Here is a 13,921-nt window from a genome sequence, read left to right as displayed (position 1 = left end):
TGGTTATTATTGGGTAGTTCAATGAACTGCCCAATTTTTTACCTAAAAAACGCTCTGATTTTACTCATTACATAAACTAAGAATTTGTATAATGAGAGGTTTAGGATTTAGTTGTTGGGCAGACAGATGCTTCGGGTTAGTGCTGGCTCTCGCTATTAATCAAGCTCATGATAATACTAAGCCTTTAACCTTAAATCTTAATCCCTACTTAGATAGAATGAAATTTGAAATCAAAAACTTTGGATTATATGGCAGAGAACAATCAACAGTTTCTGCTGATTTCCTTAATTTAGTGGCAATAGATTACAGTTGTAGAAAATATAATTGGGAAATAAAACCTCATTTCCATAGTAATCTTTATCAGTTTTTCTTTATAGAATCAGGCTCAGGAACTTTAATTATTAATGAAAAATCAAAGAAGTTTTCAGGACAAAATCTGATAATTATGCCCGAAAATAATCTTCACGGATTCCAATTCAGTGATGATATTAAGGGCTTTACGCTTTCGGTTTCTTCTGCCATTATTGATAAAATTACGGGTCAGGACAAAGAATTGCTCTTTGAAATTAATCGAGTTCGGTTACTTAATATGAACAATAATTTTGAAGAATTTAACGACGCCATGGATTCTATCAGAAGAATGAATAAAGAACTATCCTTACAAGCCGAAAAAGAAGCCTTGTTTTTGGATACTCTTTTATTATTACTTTTAATTAAAATTTTCAGAATGACCATCGAGTCCGAAAAAGAATATATTGCTTCTACTCGTGAACTGGCGTATTACAAGGATTTCATGAAAATGATTAAAAAGACTGTGCCTACCAACAAAAATATTGATGACTTTACAAAAGATTTAGGTATCAGTAAAACACATCTCAATAGAGTTTGTCAAACCATTGCAGGAGAGTCAACGAAACAGGTCATCTGTAACTATTTAATTAATGAAGCAATGATACTGATGACGCATACAGATATGACCATTTCTGAAATTGCTTATCAATTAGAATTTAAAGATGTAAGCTATTTTTGCCGATTTTATAAAAAACAAACTGGTATTTCTCCTACAAAATTTAGAGAAAAAAATTACCTTTTAGAACAACCTCAACACTTGGTTGCTCTTAATTATTAATGAGCATTTTGTTTAAAACAGGCTTGTGTCTGAAAAACTTTAAAAGCATGACATACGAATCTTTACAAGTACAATTTAAAAATCTCATTGACAATAGCCCAATGAGTACCTTTCAGATAATCATTGTAGCAATATGTTTTATTCTAAATATGAATGATGGCATAGATGTTTTGGTGGTATCGTTTTCTGGAACAGAAATTTCAAAGGAATGGGGGCTTTCAAAAACAGAATTAGGCTATATTTTTAGTGCAGGTTTAATAGGCATGACTTTAGGAGCTTTCTTTTTAGCTCCGTTAGGCGATAAAATCGGAAGACGAAAAGTTTTTATTATAGCTCTCACCCTTATCACCTCTGGAATGCTATTGGTGTTTTTTTGCCATAGTTATGGCTTATTACTTTTATTAAGATTACTTACGGGTTTAGGAATTGGGGGAATTTTACCAACAATGGCAGCAACAGCCTCGGAGTTTTCAAATAATAAAAATAGAGATTTTAATGTAGGGTTAGTGCAAGCAGGTTGGCCTGTTGGGGCTATCTTCACAGGTTTTTTCTGTGCCTATGCAATTCCAGCTTTTGGATGGAGATTTGCCTTCCTTTTTGCAGGAGGAGTTTCTTTTTTAATGCTTGTTGGAGTAATTATTTATATGACAGATTCTTTAGCGTTTTTGGCAAAGCAACAACCTGAAAATGCCCAAAATGATATTAATATATTATTGGATAAAATGGGACAAACAGGTATTAACTCGCTGCCTCCAAAGCCTGTATCGGTTAGTAATACCCCCGTGTCTGTTCTTTTTTCGCCTGCATACAAAGACTCTACTTTTAAACTTTGGATTGCTATTTTCTTCGGTTTTCTTACACTTTATACCCTTATGAGTTGGGTGCCAAATATTGCAAAAGATGCAGGATTACCTTTTGAAATGGCAACCTACGTGGGTATAGCTCTTAATGCAGGAGCTGCCATTGGTACGGCTTCATTAGGTTTGGTAGCTAATAAATTGGGTTTGAAAAAAACAGTATTGGGTTTTATGTTGTGTGCATTTGTGGTAATGCTTATTTACGGCAATATTTCGTTAACAACTACCTTAATTTTTATAATGATTTTCTTTATCGGCATCTTTGTACAGGGAGGTTTCAATGGAATGTATCCAACAATGTCGAGAGTTTATGATACTGAAATAAGAACAACGGGTGTTGGCTTTTCGGTTGGCGTTGGGCGTTTTGGGGCAATATTAGGACCAACTTTATTTGGAATTCTATCAGATGTCGGCATTAGTACCGCTACATTATTTAGTTTATTTTCAATTCCTCTTTTGGTGACAGGTTTATGTGTTTTTAGTTTAAAATCAAAAAATGTCAATTAGGCATTGAGATAGTTAAACAGCTTCTGAGTTAATGAGGCTGTCCAAAAAGTTTAAAATCATCATAAAGCTATTTCATTTCATGCCGAGAGGGGTTGCTCAACAGATAGAAGTGAAGATGGAAGCGTCTGACGCTCAGTTAAAGCAAAATTTTATTTGATGAAAAATACTTTTAGACAGCTTCAATACCAAAACCGAGAAAAAGCTAATTTTCAGATAGTACTTATAAATTCCTCAGTCCAATCAAACGCACGTTTAATTGGACACCCAAAGTGGTTTTGAGATTTGGTAAAATAAATAAAATAAAAGGATTAAAAGTATAATACTGTTGTTTGCTAATCAAAGTATAAATAATCAATCTCTAATTTAGATAATTATATACTGAAGCTGTTTAAACTTAGGGTATCTTTTGAAAATTTGTTTATTTTTAAAGAGGTCGAAGCGAATGTTTGACATATAGCAGAGCTACGGTTGAAAAATTTTCGCTATTTGTAGCCGAAAAGCTGTTGTTTTACGACTTAAAACACTTTCGCAGGAAGTCTAATGGTTTTCATTCTTTTAAAACTTTCAACGGTCTTAAATATTCCCACAAAGCGTCTAAACTACATACTTGCCAATGTAGATTGGCTTTATAACTTTTGGATGAAGGCGTTACAATAAAATTATGCTCCGTCTTCAAATCCTGAATAGCCTCTGTATTACCTTTACTTGACGATGGATTATTGGATAATTTAATCTCAAAAGAAGCAATCATTTCATTTCCTCTTAAAAGGCACAAATCTATTTCTGCTCCATTTTGAGTACGGTAATAATAGGGTTGAATATTACCCGATAAACGTCCAATAATTTGCTCTATCACATAGCCCTCCCAAGAATGCCCCGCAATGACATTTGAAATGAGCGAATCATAATCGCTTAGATTAACTAAATAATGTAACATTCCCGAATCTCTAAAATAGAGTTTTGGGCTTTTAACTAACCTTTTTCCCACGTTTACGAAATAAGGAGCAAGTCGTCTTACTACAAAAGAATGTTCCAAATAATCAATATAACCTTGTAATGTATTACCAGAAATCCCCATTGAATTACCCAAATTAGCATAATTCAGAGTCGAACCTTGTACTGTGGTAAGCATTCTCAATAATTTTTGTAAAACAATCGGAGAAGCCTTCAAACCCAACAATCGTAAATCACTTTCTACATACGTTTTCATAAAAGCCTCTTGCCAGTCGTACCAAAGTGTTTCGTCTGGGGCTAATAATGCTTTAGGAAATCCACCTCGAAACCAATGAGATTCTAAGCCAATCTGTGCCGTTTGGGCTTCGTCTCTTCTAATGGGAGTGAGTTCTCTATACACAATTCGCCCTGCCAACGTCTCCGAACTTTGAGCAAGCAAAGCAGGTGAAGCCGAACCTAATAAAATAAATCTTCCTCCCTCTGGATTTTGGTCAATCAAAGACCTCAACAATGGAAATAATGATAGCATTCTTTGTACTTCATCAATTACCACAATTTTATCAGAATGTTGTTCCAAAAACCATTGCGGGTCATTTTCCAAAAGCGTATAATCATTTAGATTTTCCAAATCTAAATACAAAATGGGCTTCGTGAATTGCTCAGAAAGCGACTTTACCAAAGTGGTTTTCCCCACTTGTCTTGGCCCAACTAAACCCAATGCAGGAAAGTATGATAATAGTCTTGGAATTTCAGAAATCAACGCTCTTTGTATCATTATTCAAGTAAATGTTAAATTTTAATTCAAATATACTTGAATAATTGTATTTTTTTTCTTCGTCAATCTAATAAAATATACTTATTATCGCCAATAAATTACCGCTAAGAACTGCTTAATTCTATTTGGAACGATACACTATTTGACGGACATCCGCTGTCAGGGGGTAGTTGAGGACTATTCCGCCCAATTCTACATAATTCCGAAAAATAAAGATGGGCTTTGGATATTTACCGTCTAACGTCCCCAAACAATTCCATTTTGGGTTTCCCTTTTAGGAACTTTCCAAAAGTTTAAACCGCTTCTTATTTAATGTGTCAAAGTAGAATTCAATAATTATAGCTTAATTTGTGTTTTTAATGGACTGCTTAAAACACTTTCGCAGGAAGTCTATTGTTAAACAGTTTTGCTGTATTATAAGTAGGATTGTAATTTAGTACCACCATAAACATGATTATCAATGATTGGTAATCAAATATATGGTAATCGTAAATTGTAATCGCTACGGCGAAGCGTTCTTAAATCGTAATTCTTAAATCGTCACTGTTTTACTTAGTTATGAATGAAATAAATATTGTGATATTAGAAGATGATCCTATTGATCGTATCAAAATAGAGATTATGATATCAGAGTTTTCTTCCAATAAATATAATTTTAAACTCATTGGAATGTTTGAAGAATTAGATTTGCTATTGGAGTTTGTCCAAAAGAATACGATAGATTTAATTATATCAGATATTTTCAATAATAAAACTGCCGTTGGTATTGAATTGCTGAAAAAATTAGGCAATAGTAATATTCCTGTGATATTGATTACACAATCGCCTGACTCTGAGGTATATCAACAAGCTAAAATGCACGGAGATGTTCATTATCTAATTAAGCCTTTTCACAAATTGACACTACAATCTACCATAGAAAATGTCATTAATGATTTTAGTAAAGAACAGGCAAGTTTGCTACTCAACAAAAAGCACTTATTTCTAAAAGGTAATACCAATAGTATTGAAAAATTAGCTTTTGATGAAATAATGTATTTAGAAGCTGATGGTAATTATTGTTTTATTCATTCAATTAACCGAAAGTACATTCAAAAAAAATCAATGACCAAAATTTTAGAAGATATTAATGACGATTCTTTCGTGAGGATACATCATAAATTTGCGATAAACATAAAATATATTGAGTCGCTTTCTTCTACTTTTTTGATGCTCAACAGGGGAATTACATTACCTATTGGCAAAAGTTTCAAGAAAAATTTAACAACAATAATTACCTAATACCTATTTGGTAGGGGTTGGGATTTAGGATTTACATGAGCTTGAATATCAATGGCTTATGGTAAACCTAAATGTTACACGATTAAGTAATAAGGCAAGATAAAGTGCTGCCTTAAAACCATTGATAGTCAAATTTGTCGTATTACTAAATCCTAATCTCCAAATCCCAACCTCTATTTATTGATTTTGTGGTAAAATTGAATTTTAAGCCAGTTACCCCCCTTTATGAGTAGTTTATGTACGTTAATGATAAAATCAAAATATAATTTTAAGCAGCTATTGTAGCTTTGGACTATTATTTTAGAAACAAAAAAAATAGTTTTTTTCTCCTATTTAGAAATTATGTTTATAATTTAATTTTCAATGCAGGCGGCTTGAATTTTAAGTTCTAAATATTTTAGCCACCCTTCTAATGTCATGACTTAGCAGGGTGGCTTTTTCTATGTAAATAGTTGTAGAAATGAGTTGAAACTCGCTATTAATCAAGCTGACGTAAGCTATTCAAATACAAACTAATTTTTAACAAATTAGCTCATTTGCAAAGTTGATTAACCTTCAAAAAAAACTAAAAACACTTCTTTATCACCCAAAATAAGACTGATATGTACCAATATGGCTTTTGTGCAAAGAAGAAAACTTAAATATTTTAAATATTTGCTCTCAGTTATTAAGCTTATCAATAGAGCTAATTATTAAAATATGACAAGTAATCTTAAAATAGTACCCGTTAATTATAGATGTCAAGTATTGCAGGGTAATGCAAGTAAAGACTCTATTGACATTAATCTTATTATCCATGCAGACTCCAGAATTTATGATTTTGGGAGTAATGCCTCTCATTTTTGTATTTTGTCAGAGGATTTATCACAACTCAAATTACTAAGTAACTATATTTTAAATTATATACATGGTAGTTATTTGTTTGTAGAACTTTATACCAACAACTCCATCTGTATATGTGTCGTAATAAGTATCAGTTATTTAAAATCATGTATTCCATTATTACAAGAATTTGACGATAAGAATATAGAAGAATTACTCAAGAAAATGAGAAATGAATTCTCTGCTGACTTCGGAACATTTTCATCTAAGTTTTTATCATTTGAACGAGAATATTCAAATTCAACTTTTAAGCAACAATTTTTACAGTCGTATTATACCTTATTTATCTATGATTTGTTAAAATATTTTGGCGTTATTTTGGGTGAAAACGATACTTTCAAATCGCAATCATTAGAAATAAGAAAAATAAAAAATGTAATGCGAAAAGTAGAAGCTGAACTTTATAAAACTTGCCCAACAGTGCAATCAATGGCAATTATGACAGGTATGAGTGTAAGTAAATTCAAGCTATTATTTCAAAAAGAATTTAATGAAAGCCCTCATCAATATATTTTAGGAAGAAAATTAATTCTTGCCAGAGAATTGCTACAAGCAGGAGAACTTTCAATATCTCAGGTATCTTATAAAATTGGATTTAATCATCCTTCTGGATTTACCAGATTATTTAAACATAAATTTCAATATCCTCCAAGTGAATTTTTCTCTAAAAATTAGAATACTTAAAGCAGTGGCTACCCCAAGGAATGAAGAAGTAAAATATCCTATGCAAAACGTCTAAAAATAGAACATTATTTATTCAAAATCATTAACTTAAAAAAGGTTTCTTGTTTATGGTTTTGTATTATATATATCTAATTTTCAATTGATTGTAAAAAAATAAAATAGTAAACTTGTTTAAATTTATACGATTGCTTTACCTAACCATTTTTATTTCTTCTATAATGTTCCGCAAGCGAAAGCATTATGTTGCTTTTAATAATCAGCATAATCAAACATTGTAGGTAATCATTTAGTGGGTTTGTGTAATAATTGGGCTGACTTAATTTTTTACACAAACCCCTATCTGATTATTAGACTTCCTGCGAAAGTGTTTTATGGAATCAGGAGTATTATATTTTGAAGCTGTTTAAACTTTCGGTATCTTTTGAAAATTTGTTTATTTTTAAAGAGGTCGAAGCGAATTTTTGACATATAGCAGAGCTACGTTGAAAAATAATGAAGACATCTTTAAATAATAGGCAATTGGTAGCGAAAGTTTAAACAGCTTCATCGTATAACATAAACTAATTCAGAAATTTACTTTAATATTAATGAGCTATTTTACCGCCAAAAATAGAGCTATTAATCAAAATATATTAGCTCTTTTTCTTCTACTTATTTCTTGTCAAGGGTATGCACAGAAATACACCTTTAAAGATATGCACGCAGAAGACAACGTAGATAGTTTAGAAAAATGGTTGGTTGTTAATCCAACAATCAACGAGGTAAGGCTTAAAAATCTGGTCAAAGCTGAAATGTCATATCTATGGAAAGCAAGCAATGAAAGTTTTAGACATTTACAAGAAATAGAATTTGTAAGTAAAAAATTAAACCATCGTTTAGGAATAACTTTTGGTAAATTTCAAAGAGGTTTATATCTGAACTCCCTCTCAAAAAATGATGAAGCTCTCACGTATTTATCGGAAGCATTCAGAGAAAGTGAAATCTTGAATGATTTATCTGCTCAGGTGAGTATTCTTTGTTATCAAAGTTTAATTTCTTTAAACTTCTCCGTTATTGAGAAAAAAGAATTGGCAAAGTATTATCTGTCTAAAGCTCAAAAACTTATCGCAAAAACTCAAGACCCACACGATAATATATTGTATTTAGTGACTACTCTGAGTAATGAACAAATCGCTTTACAAACGAAGGGCAACTCTGTCTATCTTTATAAATTAGTGTCAGACATCTTGAAAACCTTTAATAGCAATCCAGAATTATCTTATGCCTTTAATTGGGTTAAGTTTATGGAAGGTAGGTTTTTTACGACGATAAACAACCATAAAAAATCGGTTGAGATAAATAACAAAATATTACGCAAAACACCAGAGAACAATTATTTCATGCTTTCAAAAATTCATTTTCAGTTAGGTTTCAATTACTTGAATATGAATCAGTTTGATTTAGCCAACAAAGAATTTAACCTCGCCAAAGTGGCTTTTAGAAAAATTCCAGATAATTTTTATTTTCCTGCTTTTACAGAAACAAAGTATTTCCGTTTAATTGAAATTCTAAATTGTCAACGGCAATTAGCATTACGCCTAAATGATACCAAAATGGGTAATACTTTAGTAGATAGTATTTTTTATTATCAACGTCTTGATGCAGAAGAATCAAGCAGAAAGGCTTTATTGCAAATACAGTATAGATATAATTATGAAAAATTTGAGATTGAAGCTCAAAACCTTGCCAATGAGAAGAAATTAGCAACGCTTAATCAAAGAGAACTCCAACACGACCTAAAAATTAAAGAGCGAGATATTGAAGTGTTGAAATATAAAAATGATTTAAAGTTAAGTCAAGATAAACTCAAGGTAAGTAAATTAAATAATGAGAAACGAATTGCCACGGCAAAGTCTGAAGCGATGTTTGAGCAAAACAAAACACTGACTTTGTATATCGTATTCGGTACGCTTTTATTGGCATTGACCTTTATATTATTATTTATATTGAGACGACAATTTATCAATGAAAAAAGAAGAAACTCTTTCCGAAATCAATTTTACACAATTTTAACTCATGACCTTCGTGGCTCTATCAACTCGCTCAATGATATAGGAAAAGTGCTTGGGTATTTGATAAAGAATAATAGATTGAACGACTTAAATAAAGTTGCCAATCAGATTGAGTGGATTAGTTGTCATACCGCTATTTTATTAGACAACACCATTGATTGGGGAACGTCAAATTCATTTGAAATGGACTTAGCCCCACAACAAGTGGATATTTCGTTATTAGTAAATGAATTAATTTTATTGTACAAGGCTGCTATTGAAACCAAAAATATTACTATATCAATAGAGATTCAAGATGATGTTCAATTATATACCAGTTCAAAGTCTATAATTATTATCATTAGAAATATGATAGACAATGCCAAAACAAATACTCCTGCAAATGGTAAAATTGGTATTGAAGTAAAAAAACTACAAGTCAATAATCAAGTTGTGATACGTGTAACCAACTCTGGAGACCTCATTCCTGCTCAAAAGGTTAATTTTATTCAAGAAGTATTTGATGAAAAACAAAAACCAGAAGTAGGGGTAAACGGATTAGGTTTAGGCATAATTTTGATGAGCCAATTCGCAAAAAAAAATAACTCTTCTCTTTTCGTAACAAGCGACAACACGCAAGGAACTATTTTTAATCTTTTAATTAATCCTTATCGTAAATGACCTCATAAGTAGGTGTTGAGATTTAGGGGTTAGTATTATCATGAGCTTGATTATCAATGACTCATGATGATACTAACCCCTAATAGCATTAAGTTATTCTTCAAGATTATTACGATTGATTTAGATGGGTGCGTAACCTTGACGAATTGGTCTTTAATCGTAATTATGGATACACTCAGCTAACCTATTCAGCTAACCCCAACCCCTTAAACTACATATCATAAGCCATTGATAATTCGCTCATGATAATCCTAAATCCTATCTAAAGCCCAGACCGAACTACGGTCGTCCCTACTTAAACTAAAATGGTAAGTGAAAGACCATTTTGTACAAAGACTTTTCTCTTTATACCATGTCTTAAAATTAGCAATGCAAAGGGTTAATGATAGCTGATTATACTGCTATGGGGTTTTAGAAAAAAATAAAATAATCAATCTTCAGTAAGACCAAATTGATAAGGGAAAAACCTTTTGGAAAAACAAAATGGCATTATAAATGCAATCAGAGCGAGCGTTCAAATTCAGTGTCCAAAATGGCTTGATTTTGTGCCAAAACAACCTGTTTTTCTTTGGCATACCAGCCCATAATAAGTCAATTAACCCAAATAAAACTAAAATGATAAGTACTGCACCTTTTTATAAAATATAGAGGATTGAAACTTGCTATTTTATTACCAATAAGTAGAGAAGACCGTCGTTCAGTTTGGATTTAAGTATTAGGTCGATAGAGGTAATTCCCACTTATATAATCCACTTTGAAAAGTAATTAAGGTATTGATTAATAAACAGTGTAATTAATAATTATTTTTTAAAAAGATTTTTGACAAGGTATTACAAAGAAATTGACCAATAATAAATAAACAATAAATGAAAACACATTTTCAAAAACAAACAAGTCTAATAGCACGTTGGTTGCAAACCGTGTTTATACTGGTGGCTATGATAGTAGTAGGACAACAAGCAAATGCCCAAGCCCCCGGTGGGGTTACAACAGGGCTGAGGCTTTGGTTGAAAGCCAATGATGGTACTAATACCACAACCCAAGGTGGGTCAATATCAAGTTGGCAAGACAAAAGTGGTCTCGGCTTTCATGTAGTTCAAACCAATGCTAATTGGCAACCTTTCTATCATGAAAATGCAAGGAACTTTAACCCAGTTGTTAGGTTTACTGGTTCAGAATCTATTGGTAATACGAAGGCAAACTTAATTATACCTGCAACAACAAACCCAATGACGCTCATCAATGCGTTCCAATGTACAAGAACAACTGCGTTATATCACACACTTGTTTCGTTTGGAGGGGGAGCGGATTATCCCAGTGACCACATTAATGGGGATAAATACCTGTCGTATGTTGAAGCAACATCTCATGTTGCAACTTATCACCCTACTTTATTAGAGGGGAAATTTACAGTTGGGTATAGTACACATGCTAATCTGGCAGGTACTGCTGGTGTGCGTCAGATTGGTTTTAATGGCTTGCAAAATATGTACCTACCACCTATCACCGATGGAACTTTTCCTGCAGGAGGGTTTACGGGGAATTTTTCAGTCGGTGCTCAAAAACCCGATGGCATTGCGGAGCCTTTTGTAGGAGATATACCTGAAGTAATTGTATATAACAGAGTGCTAACCAATGTAGAGTTACAGAAAGCACAGTCTTATATTGCTCTTAAATATGGTATAACGATGGATAAAGCAACGAACTATCTCAATAGTTCGGGGTCAATTATGTGGCCAGCCACACAAGATTATGGTAGCAATGTTTTTGGTATTGCCAGAGACGATGCGTCAGCCTTAAACCAAAAGGTAAGCCAAAGCACAGATGCAGGTGGCGTATTGAAAATGGCTTTACAAAATGATTTTGTATCCAGCAATCAAGATGCTTCTCGTACAGTATCATTGGTAGATGGGCAATCATTGATGGTAGGTGATAACGGGCAACCCTTGTCTTTATACACAACCTTTGCTTTATCATGCGGAAGCATTGCCAACTCAGTAAAATTAAGCACCGTATGGAAAGTAGCCAATATCAATTCAGTAGGTGGTGTAATTCTAAAAATGGATTTCGCAGCTTCTGGTATCAACGACCAGCCATATATTATAATTGGTAGTTCGCCAACTTTCGGAGCAGGCACATACCGTAAGATTGATGGTACTATGAATGATGACGGTACTACCGCTACATTTACAGTTAAATTAAAGAACGGAGAGTATTTTACGTTTGGTGGTGTGAGAGGTGCAGGTGTTTGTCCTAAATGTGCGTATAGTTCTACTACATTAGAATGGGACAAAGCACCATTTTGGCCAATTCCAACGGCATCGAATACAGCTGTAACGAGAACACTCGGAACAGGTCAAAACCTAAGCATGATTTTCAATGACCCACAAGGAGTTGAGTTTGCAAAAGGTGTTCGCCCGATAAGATATGGAAAAACGCTTTTGTTAGATAGGTGGGATAATCTTACACCAACAGGTACACCCAATGGTGGAGCATATACCGGGGTATTTACGATGGATAAAGCATCAAAGGTGAAGTTCGATATTAATGCCATAGACCGCTGGGCGGTTGACTGTAAAGATATAGTAGAGATTAAAGGGTATTGCGGCACTACGCTCATTATGCCAATTCTTACAGCTGTTGATGAGGCACACAAAACATTTACTATTTCGGGTAATGTGGCAACAGGTAACAGCAAGTGGTCTGGCTATTTCGATAAGCGAGGCAAACTAAACGTTTATTTTGACAGAGCCGTAAATAAAATAGAAATCATTTGGAAATCAACCAAAGGCGGAACCGGCAATCGTTTCCAAAGAATAGGCATAGGTAATGTTCAATTTATTTGCCCTGAAGTAGACGACGTTTGTGCAATGAACGATGACGATGTTATATTCAAAAGACTGATAGCAGATGGCGTAACAGCAAAGAAAACGTGTGAAAATCTTCGTTTTGAGTATAAACTTAAAAATCTAAGTTGCGTCGTAGCCAAAGTAGTTAATCTAACCGATGTATTGCCAGCAGGCATGGCTTGGATAACTGATGGCTATGAAGCAGGTACTTATGGTGGTACAACAAATGCGTATGCAGGAACAACCAATTTATCGGTAACAAGCATTACAATTCCACCAGGAATGGAAATAAGTGTATTTGCAAGTGCCAAATTTACGAATACAGGAAGTGCAGGTTATGCTAATAAAGCATCAATTACTGTAAATGGTGGTACCGTAGGAGCTATTCAAAGTAACTGTGGTAATAATAACACATGGTCAAGTACTTCGGCTCAACCAGCCCCAGTACCAACTATCTCGCATACAGTAGATAAAACATGCTACAAACAAAACGAGGTATTGACCTTTACGGTTACAGTAAATAATACAACAGGTGCTGCAATTACAGGTGTCGAGTTTAAGACAGCCTTAGAAGGTAAATTTACGATGGTAGGTAGTAGCGTAAGTACAACTTTAGGTGGTACAATAGCATTGCCAGACGGTCAATCAAGCTATGACGGATTAGAGTTTTTAGAAATTACGGGTATGTCTATTCCAACGGGTACATCAACGTTTGCTTATCAGGTACGTACAAATACATCAGACAGTACATTTGTAATGAAATCGACTATTTCGGCAGACCCTAACTCTGATTGTGCAGAAGAGGCCTCACAAAAAACCAACGAAATTACACTGGCACCTTGCCCGCCTTGTACAGCAGGTACAGCCGTACCAGTAATTACACAGACAACTGCAACAAATACATGCCCAGCTATAACTGTGAATCTTGCTACAATGACCAACACAGGTACAAAACCAGCAGGCACAAATTTAGTTTGGAGCACAAGAAAAACACCAAACTCTCCAACAGATACTTTAAGTAATCTGAATGTAGGGGCGGGCAAATATTATGCTTTGTATAGAGATAAAGTAAGTGGATGTTTCGGCACAGGTGGAGCAGATTCAGTAATGGTAACAATAAGTTTATGTGTCAGTACACCGTCTCCAAGAATACCAAGTGCGGGCGGTAATGATAGTGGAAATGCTGGAACAGAGTTGAACCCTATCGGTGGAACACAACCTTATAATTATACGAATGGTTCTGGAGATGCAGGTTGCGTAGCACCAACAGGTTCACCAGCGTATCAGTATTT

Annotated in this window: 7 protein-coding genes; 6 read left to right on the top strand and 1 reads right to left on the bottom strand. The window is 33.7% G+C overall.

The window, feature by feature from the left end; genetic code table 11:
* Positions 1–91 precede the first annotated feature (91 nt).
* Positions 92–1,129, top strand: a complete 1,038-nt coding sequence (locus tag LV89_RS21385) for an AraC family transcriptional regulator (RefSeq protein ID WP_109744969.1) — start codon at positions 92–94, stop codon at positions 1,127–1,129.
* 47 nt (positions 1,130–1,176) lie between these two features.
* Complete coding sequence (locus LV89_RS21380) at positions 1,177–2,493, top strand: MFS transporter (protein ID WP_109745008.1); 1,317 nt, start codon at positions 1,177–1,179, stop codon at positions 2,491–2,493.
* A gap of 547 nt (positions 2,494–3,040) precedes the next feature.
* Here LV89_RS21380 and LV89_RS21375 read toward each other — a convergent pair.
* Positions 3,041–4,222, bottom strand: a complete 1,182-nt coding sequence (locus LV89_RS21375; RefSeq protein ID WP_109744968.1) for an ATP-binding protein — start codon at positions 4,220–4,222, stop codon at positions 3,041–3,043.
* A 558-nt stretch (positions 4,223–4,780) separates the two neighbouring features.
* On the opposite strand from LV89_RS21375, the gene LV89_RS21370 reads away from it, so the two are divergent.
* The 4 genes from LV89_RS21370 to LV89_RS21355 all read left to right on the top strand — a co-directional run.
* Positions 4,781–5,503, top strand: a complete 723-nt coding sequence (locus LV89_RS21370; RefSeq protein ID WP_109744967.1) for a LytR/AlgR family response regulator transcription factor — start codon at positions 4,781–4,783, stop codon at positions 5,501–5,503.
* A gap of 699 nt (positions 5,504–6,202) precedes the next feature.
* The gene (locus LV89_RS21365; protein WP_109744966.1) at positions 6,203–7,060 is read left to right on the top strand and encodes a helix-turn-helix transcriptional regulator; all 858 of its coding nucleotides are present in this window, start codon (positions 6,203–6,205) and stop codon (positions 7,058–7,060) included.
* Positions 7,061–7,656: 596 nt separating this feature from the next.
* The gene (locus LV89_RS21360) at positions 7,657–9,780 is read left to right on the top strand and encodes an ATP-binding protein (protein WP_109744965.1); all 2,124 of its coding nucleotides are present in this window, start codon (positions 7,657–7,659) and stop codon (positions 9,778–9,780) included.
* 866 nt (positions 9,781–10,646) lie between these two features.
* Positions 10,647–13,921 (top strand): DUF8202 domain-containing protein (locus LV89_RS21355; RefSeq protein WP_211321251.1); only part of this gene is annotated, 3,275 nt, incomplete at its 3' end.

The organism is Arcicella aurantiaca (genome assembly GCF_003148625.1).
Taxonomy (GTDB): Bacteria; Bacteroidota; Bacteroidia; order Cytophagales; family Spirosomataceae; genus Arcicella; species Arcicella aurantiaca.
This window is presented reverse-complemented; position numbering and strand designations above follow the sequence as displayed.